We start from the raw sequence: 19,935 nt of genomic DNA, 5'->3' as shown, positions 1-19,935 counted from the left end.
AATCTCTCGACTATGATAGCATCTTCCGTCCAAACCCGTCAAACTTGGCTGGCGGTGTATCGACAAGTGGGCTCTGTAAGCGTAGCCGCTCGTCGATGTGGCATTGCCCGATCTACCCTCCAACGTTGGATTAAGCGTGAAATGACCGAAGGATTGTCGGATCGATCCCGCCGACCTGATCGGTTGGCCCATCAGAAGTTTGACAACCAGGTCGAGAATCTGGTACTTCAAATTCGTGACTCATTTAACGTAGGCAAAATCCGGATTTGCTCTCTTCTTTTTCAACAGCATAACATCCGATTGTCCGCTTCAACAGTAGCCCGCATTCTCAAAAAGCATCAACGAAAACCCATTAAACGCTACCGTAAACAGCAACCACCCACGCGTTATTCTCGTCCGGTGCCTGGAGATCGTGTGCAAATGGATGTTTGTAAAATCGCCCCTGGAATCTATCAGTACACAGCCATTGATGATTGTAGCCGCTTTAAAATCCTATACACCTATAAGCGCAGAACAGCAGCTAACTCCATTGATTTTCTAGACCGGGTACTCGAACAGTTTGTTTATCCCATTCAACGCATCCAGACGGATCGCGGGCGGGAATTTTTCGCTTATTCTTTTCAGGAAAAGCTTCAAGATTGTTGCATCAAGTTCCGACCGATCAAACCCCGCTCCCCACATCTAAATGGCAAGGTAGAACGCAGTCAACAAACCGATCTACAGGAATTTTACCGGACGGCTAACCTGAAAGATCCCGACTTGAACGACCGGCTCGGCGAATGGCAATTCTACTACAATTACCAGCGACCTCACAGTTCACTAAATGGCAAAACCCCTGCGGAAGCCGCTGCTGAAAGTCGCCAGAAACACCGTTCTGGGATGAAGTCATTGCCAAATGCGATCCGGCAAAAGAACGGATTCGAGAACAATCGTACTATTGGGATAAGAAGCTCGATGCCCTAAAGAAGAAAGCAAAAACCTAGTTTTGTGCTATTTTTAACCCCTTTCCAAATGTAGCGTATCTATAGGACCACTACACTTAAAGTTACAATAATGTACTTTTTAAATATTCTCAAAACCGGCAAACTGTAGCGAATGTTGTGAACCTTCACAAGTGAACAAAAAAAGCATACGAATCATGTCAAACGGTTTTTCTGCACGCTCCGACAACGGACTTCACGGTTAGTTCGGTTGAGTTTGTCTTTTTCCGAAAAAATCGACCGACATATTAACTCAATCCGATTTGTGGTAATGCAGTACAATCTATCATTACAAGTTTAGGACTACCATAAAAAAATAGTTAATGTGCTACCTCAACTGACCAACAACACAGACATCTTCACTGGGCCTATTATGTGTAAAGGGAATATTAGCCAGCTCGTCACCTAAAGTCACCTCTCGAATATTTTTAAACTTTCCACATTGTTCAAGTTGATAAATCAACCCCTCCGCATCATAACACCACTCATGTTTTTCAAACGGTACGCTATGAGAAAAAATGGAGAAATAAAAACTATTGGGACTATCTTTATGAATTCGATTTAAAGCCCAGTCATAATTCTCCCTAATTTTACCAGAAAGATAAAAACTAATATATTTCTTTAAATCAGGTGTTGATATAAGTATATAACCATCCTTATTGAGCAACTTTGCACAATTATCTAAAACAGCACGCCCTGATTCGGGTGTAAAGTGTTCAAATACATGTTGTAATCGAATGAGATCAAATTTACCAAGACGACTAAGCGAAGTATCTGTAGCATTAACGATATCCATTCTATAGTAACGTCCTTTCTCAGTTACTAGCGTTTCAGGAAATAAGTCAATATATGTAAAATAATCATCGAAAGTACCACCACATCCTATTTCGAGCCATCTGGTTTTCTTTTCCGACAATAATTTTTCACGTAATCCACCATTAGAATGTGCTTTAAGATAATCACCCTTACTTTTAAGAGAAGAGTGGAACTCTTCTATTTGAGAGATCTTGTAGTTATTTATCGTTTTTTTAGTAAAAACAATAAACCCAAACTTATCCAACAAATTTATTACCATTCTTTTAATCATTTCATAATAGCTTTTAACTTATCAATTCTAAAAATTATACGGTAAATGTTTAAAATAAAAAACCAAATGACCTTATTTTTCCTCAAACGCCTAACAATCCTCCCCTCTACCGCGAACTCCTGGTAGTCTAACAAAATACTATGTGGCAATACTTGATGTAAAACTTTTTCACGTTCGGATTTATCCAATTCCTTATTAGCACTTATCCCATTCGCATCAAAGTACACTAAATCAATATCTCGATATACTGTTTTTTCATTATTCAAACCCACAGCAATGAGATAAAGCTTCCAATCAGAAACAATTTTTAAACCTTCATCATATAAACCATATTTATCAAAAAGTATACGCTTAATATAAGCAGAGGCATGAAATATGGTTGACGTATATAAATCCAGCAAGGTAATTTGACGCCCTTCGTAGCTCTTTTCTACAACTCTTCTACCAGCAATTTCCCGAACTTTATTGCCATATATAATACTAGAATCAGGCACGCCATAAAGCATTTGCTCCGTAACATTGGGCGCTAGTAAATAGTCTCCTGAATTAAGAAATTGACAATAATCTCCTTTTGCCTGCAATATCCCTTTATTCATCGCATGATAAATACCACGATCAGGCTCACTAATCCAATACGTGATTTTATCTTTGTACTCATGAATAACCTCAACACTTCCATCGGTAGAGCCACCATCAATGACAAGGTATTCAAAGTTCGTATATGTTTGACAGATTACACTTTCAATGGTCCGCCTTAAACCCTCACTGTTATTTAAATTTATTGTTATTATTGAGAGTTTTATCATGGTATTGTTGCCTTATCCATGCGGTGGGTCTTATAAAAAGGCAGAATGGCCTTGCTTAACTTGCAAGATGATGCCGTCTAAAAACAAACCGTAGTATTTACGACGCAACCTTCAAAGTCAACGTACTGAAAATGATTGATATGGGACAACTTGTAACCTATATAGCCTATGGTCTAGGCATTAGCGAAGCGCTCATTTATAAATGGAGGTCACTGGCTAGGTACCCCTGAAATATCAACAATATTGGCTTAATTAAACTGACTTTTCCTAATTGTAAACTATTGATTAGGTACCTTTTCTACTTTTCAATGGCTAAATACTACGGGGAGAATACACATTTATCTACAAGTCAGACATGAATATATTTTCCCCAAAATGACTCATACTCATATTTCTCCCATGCATGGCAACCAAATGGTAATTCGAAATTATTTAACTGATATAAAATAGACGGAAAGCGTTCAAATGAGAATTGTATTGCTTTAGAAAATGAGGGAGTCGACAATCCAAGCGGGGTGCCCTTTAAAAAAGAGCACCAAAAATCATCCTCATTATATCTCCAGTTTGATGCATAATGTCCAAATGAATTTCTATACCCTAACGACATTAAAAAAGCTAGAGGGATTCGTCTATAAAACTTCCTAATATTAAGTGCATCATTTTTAACTAGTAAACCATGAAAAGAAAACAGCCTTTTTTTATACGAAAATCGATCAACAAACGATGAAATTTTTCGTAACGAAAAGCCCCCGTTACCAACGACCATATTTAATGGATCATATATATACTTGTCGTAATCCCCAATTAAAGGAGCGCCTATATAGTCAACATTTAATCCACACCATTCTTCTAAGTTATTCTTAAATATATATGAATCTAGTTGATAAATAAGCATATAGATATGCCCGTCAAATCTTTTGTAGAAATCCATTGATAATAAAAGTCTATTATATCCTGAAATACTTTCAAAGTAACTTGCATTAAAATACTCTTTTGAAACCACAACACCACACTCTTCTGATACTTTTTCGTATAAATATGTATTTAACTTATTTGAACAAACTAATACAATTCTATACTTACCAAGTAGTCTATAGCACTGCCTTAAAGATTTAACCTCAAAATTGGTTAAATCTTTTTTGTAAATTGGTATAACAACTACCTGCATGGTACTATTACTTAGCTAATACAACTCTAGAAAACTTAATAAGAACTCGCCTTAACAATGTCTTCTTATTTGGATTATAAAACCTCTCAAAAACAACCCGATCAAACAGCTTGTCTAGCTCTATATCCCTAAAAAATAAATCATATCTATACGAAAATATAGGCATTTCAATAATTGCAGATTTATATATTGTGTGTGTCGCTCCTTTTCCATAGCCAATATTAGATACCAAATTTACACTTGGTACTATACTAATTGGGCAATTAATCAAGCGAGCCAAATACCACTGATAATCCCACACATCCGTACGTCTACATTTATACAATTCATCAAATATAGTCCCCCAATATTTATATTCTACTTCTCTCAGTAATTTTTTTACAATATCTCTATTACTTTCATTGCCCCATTCAGTAAGATTATAATCAAAATACTGCCAAGCTCTTTTCCAAGTTGCCCACCCCCATGTAGGACCCGTTAAACAAAATAGATAAGGTTGCCGAGTACTTTTCCATTTTAGCATGAGGTTAGTCCCACTAATTACTGATATATTTGGGCTCCCCCTGTAGTAAGTCAACATTTTCGTGCAAAAATCAAAAAAGTCTTCAGTGGGTAAGCAATCATCTTCTAGAATAATCCCCTCCTCAACATGGTCAAAGAACCATGTAATTGCTTCAGCAGGCCCCTGCCCACAGCCTCTATTTTCAGTTCTGAATAAGGTTCTTACTGTACATGGCCAATCTACCTGTTCAATAATTGCCCGTGCTGCTCGGCAGGCCTCTATATCGGTAGGGTTATCGGGGCGTGGACCGTCTGCAGCAATGAATAAATATTTGGGCTTGACAACCCGGATTATATCGAATATACGCTGGGTTGTATCGGGTCGATTAAATATGATTAATAATATGGGTGTCTCCAACATTAAAAGGAATCCATTAAGGCAATTTAAGCTTTCGTTTTAGCGAGACTATCTCTACTGCCCGGTTATAAATAAAGGCAATTATCCCATATAGTATTTTTTTTGACTTTATCCACTCCCAAAGTCGTAATTCGTCCGATTTCACTCTCCAGAATTCATAATCAGCCAGCACTCGTTTAGGGAAAGCCAGTTGGAGTATCTGTTGAATTTCTTCTCGTGACTGAAGGCTATTTTCATGGGTATTTGATATGCCTTCTAGATTGTAATCAGCAACGACACAATCTAGAGCAGTTATAGAACAATGATTAATGATAACAGATCGGATCCAAAGATCATAATCACCATGAATTTTGTAAGATTCGTTATAATTTCCTAACTGAGTAAAACACTCTTTTTTTATAAATGTAGCTTGATGGGGAATTGTTGCGTGATAAAATGATTGCAAGGTCAATTCTTTTGTTGGCATAAATGTATGCACGATACTGCCATTTTTTGAGACTTGGCACCCACCGATCAATAAATCAGAGGTTTGCGTATTTTTAAAACATCTTTCAAGTACATATTTATCAATCAACCAGTCGCCAGAGTTAAGAAACAGACAATACTTACCTTTTGCATAAACAATTCCTTTGTTCATCGCATGGTAAATACCTCGATCTGGCTCAGAAACCCAATAAGTTATTCTATTACTATTAGATTTAATAATATCAACACTACCATCAGATGAAGCACCATCAATCACCAAAAACTCATAATCCATAAAAACCTGGTTAACAACACTCTCTATTGTCTTAAGCAATCCTGAGCCGTTATTCAGATTTATAGTAATAATAGAGACATTCGGCAAATTACTCATCGAAAAAAATAGGCTTCAACCTGGAGTAATTCACCTGTTCTATCACTTCGATGTCCATTATCTAACAATTTAAGTTTAAACTTAAATTGTTTTAGAATATCTAACATTTCCTGCATCAAGGTTTCACCTTTATATAATGGCTGTAACGAAAGCTCCATTTGAAACCCCTTAATTTTTTCCAAAGAATTAAGGCAACCTTCGAATACCTGGCGCTCGAAACCCTGGGTATCAATCTTTACAAAGAGGTTTCTACCGGGTTTGTAATATTGATCAATCAGTGAGTCCAGCCGTTTTACAGTTATAAGCTCCTGCCTGGCATAGATGGATTCTGGCGCACTCTCAAGGTGTAAGGGTAATATATCCAGAATCGAACTACTGTATGAGTTGGTGGATACATTGATCACGGCGGTTCCGTCGTAATCGCCTAGACCCGTATGAACTGTATTCCAATGGGGATCTGATTTTGCCTTTCCCTTCAGTTGCTGATAAGCCTCGTCCATTGGCTCAAACGAAACAATCTCTCCACGATATCCTAACGCTCTAATCCGCTGGGCATACTGTCCGGTATTAGCCCCTATATCAAAGACCAGGTCAATCTGGTTACTATGCATCAGATCAAGCCATTGCCGAACAATGGGGTCAGTAGGCAAATGTTGGATGTCGTATCCAAACCGTTGGGCAAGTTTCTTTATAAGTGATTTCACCAGGATCGATCCGTTTTAAAAATTCGAAGCACGAATCGTTTTAATCGACGAGCCCAGATACCGACCCGAATAACGCCGATATGCTCCAGAAAACAATAAACCCGGTACTCACGACTCTGTAGCCAACTCTGACTTTGCTTTTCAAGCAGATCGAGTTGGTCATAATCAGGCAAGAATAGCGGATATTTTTGCCGAAGAATATATAGTTGCTCCCTGCGGGGCAACGATGCTGTTACAGGGTTGCAACTGATACCATCCATGTTGAAATACGCCACCGGCTCGGGATGATGCTGATAAGAACAGCCATGGAGTAATAATGCATCTAAAAAAAAAAGCCAGTCGGAGGCAATTTTCAGTTGTTCATTATATAACCCGAATTTAGAGAACAAGCTACGGCGAATAAAGGTGGCCTGATGGGGCAAGGTGCCTAAAAAGAGCGTTTTGGCCGTTATCCGGTCAGGTGAAGGGACAAACCATTTAATCGAATTCGTCAATGTGTCAAAAAAATAGACATCACCCGCTATCAGATCGGCCTGCGGTTTATTAGCAAATATGTTTTCGAGGATTGTAGGTGTCGCGAGCCAGTCACCGGAATTCAAAAAAAGACAATATTCTCCCTTAGCGGCTCGAATGCCTTTATTCATGGCATGATAAATGCCATTATCGGGCTCAGATACCCAGTAAGCAAACTTATCTGTATATTTATAGATTGTAGCACGACTTTCATCATTTGAATCTCCATCAATTAAAATGTACTCATAATCACAGAATAATTGCATCAAAACACTATTAATCGTTTTCTCCAATCCCTTTTTACTATTAAGATTAATTGTAATTATCGAAAGCTTCACCTTGATATTTTCTTTCTAATAATACTCTTAATAAACCGTTTTAACTTTTTATAATAGCTAACTATTTCAGTCTCCCCAAAAAGTGTCCTTTGTATAAAGATATCTGCCTCAATATTCCTATCAATAAAGTTTGGATGTATCAATGGAAAAGATAGGTTATGAGTGGGTACATTTGCAAAATAGTTATTAGGATCCTGTGAATGAGTCGCATCGGGACCGTACCCTATATTTTTCACTAAATTCACTCTCGGAATAACAGCTAGTTGTTTGCGCACCATACATAGATAATGAAATTGAAAATCCCACATATCATTTGGTCTATTATTATACAACCATTGGAAATGGTTCAACCACCACATACTATATTTTTTTTCTGTAAATAAAAAACCAGAAAGAGACTTTTTATTTATTGTAGGCCAATTATTGATATAAAAATCAAAACCTTGCCATGAACGCTTCCACGTAGCCCAACCGTTTGAACTGGGGAATACTGAAAAGTAATAATCTGATTGTATTGGCATAGGTTGAATCGGTTGAAAATTATTTCCGGATATTATAGAGACCTGTTCATTGTCACGATACCGATTCAGCAACTCACCACAGAATCTAAAAAAGGATTCATTGGGCAGACAATCATCTTCAAGAATTATACCTTCGTCAACATGTTGAAAAAACCATGTTATAGCATCTGATGGTCCACGACCACAGCCAGCATTAAAATCCCTAAATAAAGTTTTAACTTCACATTCCCAATCTATATTATCCAAAATCCAGCCACGTATATGCTGGCACTTTTCACTTTCACCTTTCTTTTCTAGTCGAGGCCCATCAGAAGCAATAAATAGCCTTAATGGTTTTTGAGACCTTATGACATTAAAAACTTTTTTCGTTTCCTCAACTTTGTTAAAAACAACAAACAATATTGGAACAGATAACAACATAAATTAGACCTTAACTTTACCTACAACTATTTTACCTAAATGCTTAATATGCCTTATTACATGCCCCTTTAATTGATCAAAAAAAATGGATTCCAAGCGTGGCCTACAAAAAAATGCTAATATAAAATGAAAATATCCTACAAAAAAATTATTACACTCAAGTTGTTGCAAACACAAAGATTTTGCAACAAAATAATTAACATTTACTCTAATAGTCAACCACTTAAAATACAATCTATTTGGATAAATATTGTCAGCCTCCCAATTTAAAAGTATAAACTCATTAATATATTCTTTTTGAACATGTGGCCAATAGTGATATATTATATTGTTTACTGGCAATATAGTGCCGCTAAGTTGAAATAGAGTTGAAAAAGCTAACTGTTCACATGTATGAAGATCCGATTTAGCAAATAAAATATCGGTCAGTGTATATATATGATTAAACAGATTTTTAAGTATACCAGACTGCCCCCCAACTATGCCTGCATTCCACATATATAAACTCGCAACTTCCTGGTGAATATTATTAAAATCTTTATTAGTAAACCTATGCATATAATTTATTATAAAGTCCTTTTCATCTGATTTAATAAGAAATTCTCTTTTGTGCATTACAAAAAAACCGTTTTCTATTTTTTTGAAAACTTGTTCAATATTACCATTAACGAAACAATCTGTATCAATGTAAAGAATATTTCCATTTACTTTGTGTATAAGTCGCTCTATTAATGCTATTTTAATTCTATGAATAAATTTTTGCCTTCCTAATAGTTTTTCAAATTCAATTTCAGATATCACTTCTACTGATACAAATTTGCCCAAGTTTTTAGGTATCCAACAAGTCTTATCAGTAAACAAGTGGATCGTAAAACTATTACGAAATGAAAAAGGCAAAAGGCTACTAATTAGCAATTTACATTGTCTGTAGTATATTTCACCTTTAAGTGCTATAATGAGTAAATGGTTCCTTGTCACACCTCAATTTTTTCTGATTTACATTTAGTTAATTTTTGTATTTTACAGGAAAATATTGATCATAATCCTCATATTTAAACTTAAAATACATTTCTACACCAAATATTTTTAGTAACAAATTAACTATATAAGATTTTCCTTTTATTTTACTATTTTTTATTCTCTTAATAACCCCAGTTAATATTATTAACCTATAATAATCCAATGGCTTCAATAATTTCTTATTAATAAAACTAGTTACAGACAAGATGCCATTATCATGCATGTATATTTCAGAAATTATTCTAGCTACTAAACAATTATATAGCCCTCTATTCTTCTTGTGAGTATTAGGCAGTATGCCATAATTTATTAATATAAATACGTTCCGTTCCAAATTAAGATTAGCACTAATTCTAGGCTGACCATGCTTCCTAACTATACAATCAGGAATGTCTCCATTTAAAGAAAATATCAATCCTTTTAATATGGCCCTAAGGTGAAGTTCTACATCTTGAAGAGCCGTGAGGTCTTCATTCCAAAATAACTTATTCTTCAATATTGAATGCTTACGCCAAATTGAATTTAGCGTAAGCCAACTTGGGGCTAGCATAGAAAAATTCTCAATTAAATTTTTATCGACATGGTTTCTTACATAATAATATTGTGTAGTAAAGTCAATTGGGTATTCACCATGAAGTCCCTGAGAAACAGAAAAATCTATATCCAAGTTTGAAATCATAAAGTCAATTCTCCGGCAAAGGCAGTCTTCCAACAAAATATCATCAGAATCTAAGAATATCAAATACTCACCAATGCTACTCTCTATACCAATATTCCTACAAGTGGGTGCTCCTTTAGGATCTCTATTCCTTAAAATAATTTTAAATCTATTATCTGTAGCACTATATTCTCTGGCAATATCCAATGTTCTATCTATTGAACCATCATCAATTATAACACATTCCCAATTATGAAGTGTCTGCCTTAATACTGAATCTAATGTTTCAGCTATTAAATTTTCTCTATTATATACTGGAATTATTATTGAGACTAAAGGGGGGGGCATATGCTATGAAATTAGAGCATCATACAATTTATTTAAATGTGTACTCATTGAAAAATTTAATTTAATATTTTCTTTTCCTGCTAACCCCATTACCCTTGCCATGTCCGGATTTTCAATTAAGCTTATCAAAGCCTGTGCCATTCCTTCAACATCATGTTCATCCACTAAAAAGCCTGATATGCCATCAATAATTACCTCTGGAATACCTCCATGACGAGTAGCAATAACGGGGATACCGGCAGCGCTGGCTTCAAGAATAGCTACTGGGGTTCCTTCCATATCCCCATTCATAGCAATAATAGAGTGCTGAACAAAGCCTGCAACTCTTGAAAGAATATCGGCATATTCTACAGGAGATATAACACCAAGTAAAAGTATATTTTTTTCTAAATTGAAATACGTAATAAGGTTTTTAATCGTTTCAAATAACTCCCCTGATCCTGCAAAATATAATTTAGCACTCGGGTACTTATTTACCACTTTTCGGAAAGCTAGTATGGTGTAATAAGGGGCCTTTTTATTTACAAGTCTACCAATAGCTACAAAGGATAATGGCTCTGAAAAGGTTGGTTTTATTTGTAGAAACAGGTCATTTGGGCCGTAAATTGACTTGGTTATTTTGTTTATTGGACACCCTATTTCTATTAGTTTTTCTCTCATTACGTCGGAAACCGCAATGATTTTTTTAGCATAATTAAATAAATTTTCATAGCCTTCCTTGTTTGATTCCAGTACGGATCTTATTGAAGAATCATAGCCATGAAAAATGACCACTAAAGGTATTTTTGCATAACTGCACGTATTTACTAAAGAAGCCCCAGTTTGTCCATATTCAGCAAGAACTACATCTATTTTATTTTTCTTTAAAGAGTATACTAAATCTTGTTCCGCAATTGAAAGTGGTATCCTTAGAATCTTTTTTTTTATTTTCTTAAATAAAAAAAATATAATATTTCTTTTTAATGCAATATTTCCTTTATTTTCTAGGTAATTAGGAAAGTGTCCACCATAGTAATAAAAAATATTTCCATTTAAATTCTTATGAGCCTCAATAAATGTCTCAGAATAGGCATTTTTATTTGGAGACACTAATGCGATGTTTAATATTTTATTAAGCATATCTTGAGGTTAATAACCCGATAAATCTTTTAAGTACCGAATTCGCCCTACTAGTTTTATTTATATTATTTGCAATATTAAATTTTTCAATAATTAATTCACCGCCTGCGCTTTTCCTAATATTTTTAATTCGATCTTCGATACTTTGTGTTTTCCAATTATTTAATTTATTAATTGGTTTTTTATAAGGCGATGTTTTTTCAATTAAGCAATATTGATAATCATTTGTATTCCATATGTTTACATGTTCAAAATATACAACATTGCCATTGATTAATTTAGCTAACCATAAAAAATCGCTTAGAGATACATCTTCGTCTATGGGTTGAAGTCCTGAAGGATTATTATTCCTAAGGTAGTTTTGATGATAAATTGTGGGACAACTAAAGAAAATTGCGCCATCCAAAGTTAACAATCTATTTAAAAGCTCGATAAAATTTGTTCTTTCAGTTTTTGGAATATGTTCAAAAACATCAATTAATATTATAAAATCAAATTTTTTTGATGTTATTTCTCTAGTTTTAGTGATGTCTAGATTTAAGTATTCTAAACGATCATTGTTAAATATTTGATTAGCAGTTTTTATTAATTCACTACTTAAGTCAATTCCTGTAATATTAGCCGCTTTAAATGCATTGGATAGTTCAAAGCTTGACCAGCCAATTCCACACCCTATGTCCAATATTTCTTTTACCTCGACTGGTATTTTTGTGACTACCTTTTTTATGGCACTTTCTATTCTATTGTTCCCGTTTAAATAATCTAGCAACAATTTTTCTGCCCAATTATCGTAAAATTCTTTAGATGACATTATGATACTTTTTTTGTTTCCCAATAATTATCTTCCACATATGTTGCATGTTTTGGGTACCAATAGTAGTCCCTCAATTCGGAAAATACTTTCACCTCAAAATTGCAAACATTCTTGATTGTCTCTATTTTAGTTTTTGTTGTCTTATCTGCAAAATGTACAATTAGATAATATATATCTGGGTAAAGTTTACATCTCGGCAATATTGATGTCAACTTAAAGGTGCCCTTTTCATAGCAAAACCTGTTTTCGTTATGTAAATTCAAGATATGCAGTACTGGTTGCTCATTGCTATTTATTATTTGATACGATATCGCTGGAGAAGTAATCATAAATGGCGTAGTTATCTCAAAGATAATTTTCAATTCTTCACCATGCTGATGTACATTATTTTCATGGCTTGTGATCACCTCAATACTAGTAACTTTTGGCCTATCTGAATATGATATACTTTTATAGTTTACACTAGCTTTATGGATATTTAGATAGTACTTAATTGAGTAATGTGTATAGTTATCAAAGGTTTTTATTCCATTCTCTAAAACTATTGAGCGGTTTGTCAGAGCAGATACTGCCTGTAAATTATGACTCACAAACAAAACCGTCCTACCCTCATTCCGGCTTACATCCTGCATCTTCCCTATTGCCTTTTTCTGAAATTCGGCATCTCCAACCGCCAATACCTCATCCACAATCAGAATTTCAGGATCCAGGTGAGCCGCTACGGCAAACCCTAATCGAACCGTCATTCCGCTGGAGTAGCGCTTAACCGGCGTATCGATATAGCGTTCACAGCCGGAGAAGTCAATGATTTCATCAAGTTTGGAGCGAATCTCCCGGCGGGTCATGCCCAGAATCGCCCCATTCAGAAAAATGTTCTCCCGGCCAGTCAGGTCGGGATGAAAACCGGTTCCTACTTCCAGGAGGCTACCAATTCGTCCATTGAAATCAATCCGACCGGTGGTTGGACCGGTTACTTTCGAGAGAATTTTTAACAGGGTTGACTTGCCGGCGCCATTCTTTCCAATGATGCCCAATACTTCGCCGGGCATTACCTCAAAGTTGATATCCTTTAGGGCCCAGACGTATTCGCTATTGCCTTTGCTCGCACGATCATTGGTTTCCCCAATTTTCAGATAAGGGTCTTCCTTTCCACGGACCCGGTGCCACCAGCGTTGAACATCTTCCCGGATGGTACCGGTACCAATGGTGCCTAAGCGATACTGTTTGGATAGATTTTCGACGCGTATGATGGGTTTCATGCAGATACTTGTGGACAGCCCTAGACGGTGTCCATAAAATTTTTCTCCGTTTTGTTAAAAACCGCTAAACCAACCAAAAACACCATGACGGTAAATCCGGCCGAGTAGCCCAGGAGCCCCCACGAAAACGTGCCGGTTCCAAAAAAACCGTATTTGAACGTCTCAATGACGCCCGTCATCGGATTGGCGAACATGATGGGTTGATATTTGGACGGGATAGCCGATAACGGAATGATAACCGGAGTGGCATACATCAGGAGTTGTACGCCAAACTCCACCAAATATTGTAAATCCCGGTAGCGGGTGGTCATGGCGGATACCAGCATACCTATTCCTAAACCCATAAAGCCCATGATCACGATCAGCAGCGGCACTAACAACAAGACACTATTGGGGTACAGCTTTGTCCCCGTAAGGATAAAGAAGGCGTATTGGACCAGAAAAAGCGAAAGTCCAATGCCAAACTGGATGAGGTTACTGATGACAATCGACAGTGGGGTGACCGCCCGCGGGAAATAAACTTTCCCGAACAGCCCCGCGTTGGCGGTAAAGGTATTCGAAGTAGCCCGCAGGCAGTTGGAGAAGTAATTCCAGGCCGTAACGCCAGCCAGGTAGAAGAGGATGGGTGGTATGCCATCGGTTGAGAGTCCGGCCATCCCACCGAAGACAATGGCCATTACCGTAGTCTGGAAAATGGGCTGGATAAAAAACCAGATTGGGCCTAAAACCGTCTGTTTGTACTTCGCCACAAAATCCCGGCGGACAAACAGGATCAATAGATCCCGGTATTGCCAGATCTCCTTCAGGCGCAGGTCGAACAGGCTGTTCTGCGGAGTAATGGAATGCGCATAGGTTTCTTCTTCTGCAATGGCGTGATTTTGAATCATTCTCCTCTTCCAGCGTTTGGTAAAGATGTGCTTGCCAGTTCGTAGTTAGTGCCCAATAGCTGCTCCAGGGAGATATTATCTTCCATCCCAATTTGATGCCGCCTGTCTTTAATCAGGGGGTGAAAATCACCGCTCAGCTGCGTCAGTCGGGCATTACGGATGTGGTGAACAATATTGATGGAAGAATAAGCCTGATCCAAGCCAAACCCGCTCCCCGCCAATATTTGTTCGTAGCTCTTGGTATGCAGATCGGTAAAGCCGTCGCTAAACTCAATTTCTTCCCCTTCAATTTGCAGTGAACGGTAGGTCCGTTTGTTCGCCAGTTTTATCCCTTCGGGCAGGGATTCATATTCCGTGCTTAAAAACCAGCGTACCCGGGCCCGCTCCAGTTCCAGATAGCCAGCCGCCGTATTTTCTTCCCGAAGGTGAACCTGGTTCTGTTTTACCTTTCCAAAAACCCAGGTCAGCATATCGAAAAAATGCACCCCAATGTTTGTGGCAATACCGCCGGATTTGGCCGGATCACCCTTCCAACTGATGTTATACCACTTCCCACGGCAGGTAATATACGCAAGGTCCAGATCGTAGATCTTATCAGCCGGTCCACTGCTAATCCGGTTTTTCAAACTGATCAAACTGGGATGCAGCCGTAGTTGCAGAATATTATTGACACGTTTGCCCGTCTCCTGCTCCATTTCGGCCAAGCCCTCGATGTTCCAGGGGTTCAGCACGAGCGGTTTTTCGCAAATGACATTTGCTCCGTTGCGCAACCCAAACCGGATATGGGCATCGTGCAGGTAGTTCGGGCTACAAATGCTCAGGTAATCGATTGAATTGCCTTCCCGCCGGATTTTGTCGATGTGCCGATCAAAACGTTCAAATTCGGTAAAGAAATCGGCTTCGGGAAAATAGCTATCCATGACCCCAACGGCATCGAATTTATCAAAAGCCGTTACGAGTTGGTTATTTGTATCTTTGATAGCTCTCAGGTGACGGGGGGCGATATAACCAGCCGCACCGATCAAGGCAAACGTTTTCATAGGACAGAGAAGAAAGGGCGTATCAGGCGATGGTAACTAGTTTACCATTTTTCAATCCGTAGGTCATTCCACTTTCCGGGCAGGTTGCCAGACCGTTCTGATCAAAAACCAGGCGATGCCCGTATTCGCTAATCCAGCCCACCTGGCGAGCCGGATTCCCAACTACCAACGCAAAAGGCGGCACATCCTTGGTCACAACCGCCCCCGCTCCGATAAACGCATACTCCCCGATATCATTTCCGCACACAATCGTTGCATTGGCACCGATACTCGCTCCCTTACCCACTGAAGTCTTTTCGTACTGGCTTCGCCGATTGATGGCGCTTCGGGGGTTGATGACGTTGGTAAATACCATGGATGGCCCTAAAAACACATCATCGGCGCAGGTAACACCCGTATAAATGGAGACATTGTTCTGCACCTTTACGTTATTTCCCAAGATGACCCCGGGCGAAATCACGACATTTTGGCCAATATTGCATTGTGCGCCAATAAGGCAATCGGGCATAATGTGTGAAAAGTGCCAGATTTTCGTTCCTTCTCCAATGCTGCATCCTTCGTCAACAACTGCCGTTGGATGGATAAAAACCGCTTCCAATTTCCTACTTACCCTCGTTTTGCAAGGCGGCTAAACCAGCCCTTTTTAGGCGATTTTTCTGCATAATACCCGCCATAGCCGTAACCATATCCATACCCGTAGCCATACCCATAATCGGCGGAATTACTATAATTGACCGCATTGAAAATGACATTCAAGGATTTGAATACGTTCTTTTTATTTAACTCGCTGAGGGTGTTTAAATATAAACGGGGCGTTTTTTCATGACGAACCAGATAAAAACAAACATCCGTATAAGTGGCCAATAGTGTGGCATCCGTCACTAATCCAACAGGAGGGGTATCAATAATGATAAAATCAAAGGAATGCTTTAAACTCTCAAATAGATGATTAACCCGGCCATTGGCGATCAGTTCGGACGGGTTAGGAGGAACCGGCCCTGACGGTATAATGTATACGTCGGCAATTTCCGTTGTCTGAATAATATCTTCAATCTCTGCTTTCCCAATTAAATAATTAGAGATGCCAACTTTATTACTCACCTGAAGATATTCCTGAACTTTCGGCTTTCGCAAATCAAATCCTAAAATCAACACTTTCTTGTCCAAAAAAGCCAACGATGCCGCCAGATTGATCGCTATAAAGCTTTTACCTTCTCCACTCGCGGAGGAGGTTACCAGCACGGTCTTACCCACACCTTCCTTCGCTTCCGGAAACAAATACTGCAGGTTTGATCGCAGCATTCGAATCTGTTCACTGACAAAACTACGGTTCTTAATATCAATAACTTCACTCTTATCCCCTTTCTCTTTAATCCCAATCTCCGCAAACACTTCCAAACCCGTTCTTCGTTCAATCTCTTTTTTAGATTGTACCGTATTGGTCAATGCCTCTTTGGTGGCAATCAGGGCAATTGGGGCCGCTAATCCAATAAATAATGCTAACAAATAAATGTTCTGTTTATTAGGACGGATTGGATCACCTATTGCGTAAGGCGCATCAACGATACGACTATCCGTCACGGTTGATGCATACGAAAGCGCCGTTTCTTCCCGGGTTCTCAGCAATAATAAGTACAGATCTTCTTTTATATTCGCTTGCCGCTTAATACCAACAAACTCCCTCTCTTTCCTTGGAATCGTTGAAATCGCACTCTCTAAACGGGTATTTAAATCCTGTAAGCTCCGTTTTGTAACATGTAAACTGGCTTTCTGATTGCTTAAGTTCTCTTTGATAGCCTGCTTAACATTTCGCATTTGTGAGAGTATCGTTTCTAAGTAAGGGTTACCCGGCTGAACGGTCTGGGCCATTTTACTTCGTTCGATTTCCAGTTGCGACAACTGTTGAATATACGAATTTAAAACTGGGTCCGACACGCCCATCATTGTAGCCGGCGCCACGATGCCTACTTGTGCGCTGCTTAGGTATTCTTCAATACCATCCAAGACTTTCAACTGGATTTCTAGCTCATTTAATTTAGAGTCATTTTCCTCCACTTTCCCTAAAAACAAATTAGCCTCAGAGCTTAAGTCTGTTACACCCTTGGTCCTGCGGTAACTTTCAACATTCTGCTCCACATCCCCCAATTCTGCCGTTACTAATTTTAACCGTTCTTCAATAAATCGGAGAGTATTGGTCGCTTCCCGGTTTTTATCCTCCAGCGATACGAAAGTATATTCATTCAATAACTTTGTAATGATATCGACGCCTTTAATAGGAACTGATGTTTCCAACCCCAAAGCAATCAAGGTAGTTTTCGGATTTAACAACGAGATTTGTAACCCGTTAACCAATTCACTAACCAGGGCATTGTCATTTTGAAAAATAACCTTAACGGGAGTACTAAAGTCAGGGGTGAGCGTGTCCCGGTCAAACACCCGAAATTTACCATATTTAGAGGTTACCAGTTGGCTGTAATAGAAGGTTCCCAATTCGATCTGGTCTTCGTCTAGTAACTTATATTTATCATTGGATTCAATTTTGATGTACAAGGGGTTTTCATACGCATAACCCGTGATTTCTGTTGCATTCAGAATGATCGGACTCGTCGTATGAAGTTCATTATCACGCGCTTTAGCCTCTTTCCAGTAAGTAACTTTTAAATTCAGATCATCGACGACTTTTTTGCTCAGCGCCCTTGATTTCAAAACTTCTATTTCATTTTCGACCAGCTTACTTCGCCCTCCCATATCCAGTTTTTCGAGTACCTCCGTATTCATTTTCTTATCGTCCTTGATAAGAAGCGTCGCGTTCACCTGGTAGATGGGTGTATACTGCTTTAAATAAACATACGCTCCGAAAAAGCTTATAATCAAGGCTATGACAAGCCAGTACCAGTAACGAAGGTACTTAAAAAAAAGCCCAAGAATATCGTTATCCTCCTCCTCCAATAGCTGCTCAACGCTGTTCATACGTACTTGAAAAACTTTTAGAAACGCGAAACCAGGTAAAATACAGAGAGAACTGTGGTGATCAAGCTCAGGTAAAAAGGGACTCGTTGATAAAATAGGCTGGGTTGCTCCTGTGGCTTCGGCACTACCTTTTCTTTCGTCGGTTCGACATAGATAATGTCATTGTTTTTTACGTAAAAGTAAGGGGACTTAAAAACATCTCGATTACGCAAACTTACCTTCCCAACCTCTCTTGCATTGCCGATATCACGAATAATGGTTATACTATCCCGTTTACCGTAAATTGATAAATCACCAGCAACCGTTATAGCTTCAATTAATGTCGTTTTATCGTTAAGCAGATTAAAAATACCGGCAGCACCCACTTCGCCCAAAACCGTAAACTTATGGTTCATGTAGCGAATATTTACGGCCGGATCTTTTAGAGTTTTCTCTACTTCAACACGCACCTTTTCTTCCGCCTGTTGCAGCGTCATCCCTTCCAGTTTCTGCTTTCCAATAAGCGGCATGGAAACATTACCTAAAGAATCGACCGGATACCCCAACGGCTGCGTTCCAACCCCACCAGAACCTGGTGAAAAAGACGCCAATGGCAATGAACTAATATTATAGAAGTTCAGTACATCATTGGACTCTTTATTTAAGCTACTAACAATTATACCCAGTATATCCCCTTTTTGGATAGTCGAAACCGGCGGCTGAATCGTTTCTATAATGGCAGGATAAGAACGATCTGTACTTTGAAAATACTCTAGTTTAGGCGTAGGTTGTTTTACCGTGGCACAGGAAGAAAAATAAAGAAGAAAAAGGACCCATAAAAAAGAAGAATATACGATATGTCGACCAATAGCGATTTTATTGCGCATTTGCTTATGTAGTTGGGAAAGGATAGCATCCCAAATATACAGAATAGTCTTAATTAATTTATATACGGCTTCGCCCGTTCAGTCCCATGGTAGGCTTAGCAAAGTCAAAGGATTTGTTATTATCGCCGGTTAAAAGACAAAATAGACCTGTCGATCAACCCATAGAAAGGTTGAAAGAAATTACTATATAAGGCATGGAAGATATCCTATTGGCACTGACTTTTCATGGAAACACCTACCTATTTGGTAAGCATTCGATGGCCAGAAAACTTAAAGAGACGTTGAGGAAAATCTATTGTATACTGATCCGGTTTGGTATTTCTGTGCAAAAACCTGAATCACGATTAAGCGCATTTATTTGCTAAAGTAAAACTGATTTTGGATATATACAAAGGGTTTGTTTAAAAAAATGCTCTATCGGTATCTATAAGTAAATAATCCGTTATGTATTAATTTTTGTTTAAGAATGGCAACTACCTTCTTTATAGACTAAAAAGTGTATTCAGTATTTTTTATTATAGAGGTGTGAATTAACTTGTAATGAATCCTATCTCCTTTTTATGAAAGAAGGCCTGCACCAGTTCTGGGGTTTCCGCCAAATGTTTAATTTGACTAAGAACCGCTGTGGTTAGCTCTTCCAAG

General features: G+C 38.2%; 18 protein-coding genes and 1 pseudogene. 1 reads left to right on the top strand and 18 read right to left on the bottom strand.

Going from position 1 to position 19,935, the window contains the following annotated elements:
- The first annotated feature begins 12 nt into the window (after positions 1-12).
- Positions 13-983 (top strand): annotated as a pseudogene (locus ACFPMF_RS27360) (IS481 family transposase).
- 325 nt (positions 984-1,308) lie between these two features.
- Here ACFPMF_RS27360 and ACFPMF_RS27355 read toward each other — a convergent pair.
- The 18 genes from ACFPMF_RS27355 to ACFPMF_RS27270 form a co-directional block, all read right to left on the bottom strand.
- On the bottom strand, positions 1,309-2,067 hold the full coding sequence (locus tag ACFPMF_RS27355; RefSeq protein ID WP_379851243.1) for a methyltransferase domain-containing protein: 759 nt from the start codon (positions 2,065-2,067) through the stop codon (positions 1,309-1,311).
- Positions 2,064-2,873 carry a glycosyltransferase family 2 protein gene (locus tag ACFPMF_RS27350; RefSeq protein WP_379851241.1) on the bottom strand — a complete coding sequence of 270 codons (810 nt, stop codon included), beginning with the start codon at positions 2,871-2,873 and terminating at the stop codon, positions 2,064-2,066. The genes ACFPMF_RS27355 and ACFPMF_RS27350 overlap by 4 nt, the downstream gene beginning before the upstream one ends.
- 349 nt (positions 2,874-3,222) lie before the next feature.
- Positions 3,223-4,041: a DUF5672 family protein gene (locus ACFPMF_RS27345; protein WP_379851238.1), complete on the bottom strand. Its 819-nt coding sequence runs from the start codon at positions 4,039-4,041 to the stop codon at positions 3,223-3,225.
- 7 nt (positions 4,042-4,048) lie between these two features.
- On the bottom strand, positions 4,049-4,960 hold the full coding sequence (locus ACFPMF_RS27340; protein ID WP_379851236.1) for a nucleotide-diphospho-sugar transferase: 912 nt from the start codon (positions 4,958-4,960) through the stop codon (positions 4,049-4,051).
- Positions 4,961-4,976: 16 nt separating this feature from the next.
- Positions 4,977-5,816 (bottom strand): glycosyltransferase family 2 protein, encoded by an 840-nt coding sequence (locus ACFPMF_RS27335; RefSeq protein ID WP_379851234.1) that lies wholly within the window; start codon positions 5,814-5,816, stop codon positions 4,977-4,979.
- On the bottom strand, positions 5,813-6,520 hold the full coding sequence (locus ACFPMF_RS27330; RefSeq protein WP_379851232.1) for an FkbM family methyltransferase: 708 nt from the start codon (positions 6,518-6,520) through the stop codon (positions 5,813-5,815). The genes ACFPMF_RS27335 and ACFPMF_RS27330 overlap by 4 nt, the downstream gene beginning before the upstream one ends.
- Positions 6,517-7,371, bottom strand: a complete 855-nt coding sequence (locus ACFPMF_RS27325; RefSeq protein WP_379851229.1) for a glycosyltransferase family 2 protein — start codon at positions 7,369-7,371, stop codon at positions 6,517-6,519. The genes ACFPMF_RS27330 and ACFPMF_RS27325 overlap by 4 nt, the downstream gene beginning before the upstream one ends.
- Positions 7,368-8,312, bottom strand: a complete 945-nt coding sequence (locus ACFPMF_RS27320; protein WP_379851226.1) for a nucleotide-diphospho-sugar transferase — start codon at positions 8,310-8,312, stop codon at positions 7,368-7,370. The genes ACFPMF_RS27325 and ACFPMF_RS27320 overlap by 4 nt, the downstream gene beginning before the upstream one ends.
- A gap of 3 nt (positions 8,313-8,315) precedes the next feature.
- A complete protein-coding gene (locus ACFPMF_RS27315) occupies positions 8,316-9,137 on the bottom strand; it encodes a hypothetical protein (protein ID WP_379851224.1) in 822 nt (273 codons plus the stop codon).
- Positions 9,138-9,318: 181 nt separating this feature from the next.
- Positions 9,319-10,338 (bottom strand): glycosyltransferase family 2 protein, encoded by a 1,020-nt coding sequence (locus ACFPMF_RS27310; protein WP_379851222.1) that lies wholly within the window; start codon positions 10,336-10,338, stop codon positions 9,319-9,321.
- A 3-nt stretch (positions 10,339-10,341) separates the two neighbouring features.
- Positions 10,342-11,457 (bottom strand): glycosyltransferase, encoded by a 1,116-nt coding sequence (locus ACFPMF_RS27305; RefSeq protein ID WP_379851220.1) that lies wholly within the window; start codon positions 11,455-11,457, stop codon positions 10,342-10,344.
- The gene (locus ACFPMF_RS27300) at positions 11,450-12,268 is read right to left on the bottom strand and encodes a class I SAM-dependent methyltransferase (protein WP_379851218.1); all 819 of its coding nucleotides are present in this window, start codon (positions 12,266-12,268) and stop codon (positions 11,450-11,452) included. Before ACFPMF_RS27300 ends, ACFPMF_RS27305 begins: the two co-directional genes overlap by 8 nt.
- Entirely contained in the window at positions 12,268-13,530 is a 1,263-nt protein-coding gene (locus ACFPMF_RS27295; RefSeq protein WP_379851216.1) for an ABC transporter ATP-binding protein, read from the bottom strand. The genes ACFPMF_RS27300 and ACFPMF_RS27295 overlap by 1 nt, the downstream gene beginning before the upstream one ends.
- 20 nt (positions 13,531-13,550) lie before the next feature.
- Positions 13,551-14,417 (bottom strand): ABC transporter permease, encoded by an 867-nt coding sequence (locus ACFPMF_RS27290; RefSeq protein ID WP_379851214.1) that lies wholly within the window; start codon positions 14,415-14,417, stop codon positions 13,551-13,553.
- Positions 14,414-15,457, bottom strand: a complete 1,044-nt coding sequence (locus ACFPMF_RS27285) for a Gfo/Idh/MocA family oxidoreductase (protein WP_379851212.1) — start codon at positions 15,455-15,457, stop codon at positions 14,414-14,416. The genes ACFPMF_RS27290 and ACFPMF_RS27285 overlap by 4 nt, the downstream gene beginning before the upstream one ends.
- A gap of 22 nt (positions 15,458-15,479) precedes the next feature.
- Positions 15,480-16,055 (bottom strand): acyltransferase, encoded by a 576-nt coding sequence (locus ACFPMF_RS27280; RefSeq protein ID WP_379851210.1) that lies wholly within the window; start codon positions 16,053-16,055, stop codon positions 15,480-15,482.
- Between the two features lie 8 nt (positions 16,056-16,063).
- Entirely contained in the window at positions 16,064-18,427 is a 2,364-nt protein-coding gene (locus ACFPMF_RS27275) for a GumC family protein (RefSeq protein WP_379851208.1), read from the bottom strand.
- Between the two features lie 17 nt (positions 18,428-18,444).
- Positions 18,445-19,293: a polysaccharide biosynthesis/export family protein gene (locus ACFPMF_RS27270; protein WP_379851206.1), complete on the bottom strand. Its 849-nt coding sequence runs from the start codon at positions 19,291-19,293 to the stop codon at positions 18,445-18,447.
- Between the last annotated feature and the right edge of the window lie 642 nt (positions 19,294-19,935).

Source organism: Larkinella bovis (genome assembly GCF_042655385.1).
Classification (GTDB): Bacteria; Bacteroidota; Bacteroidia; order Cytophagales; family Spirosomataceae; genus Larkinella; species Larkinella bovis.
This window is presented reverse-complemented; position numbering and strand designations above follow the sequence as displayed.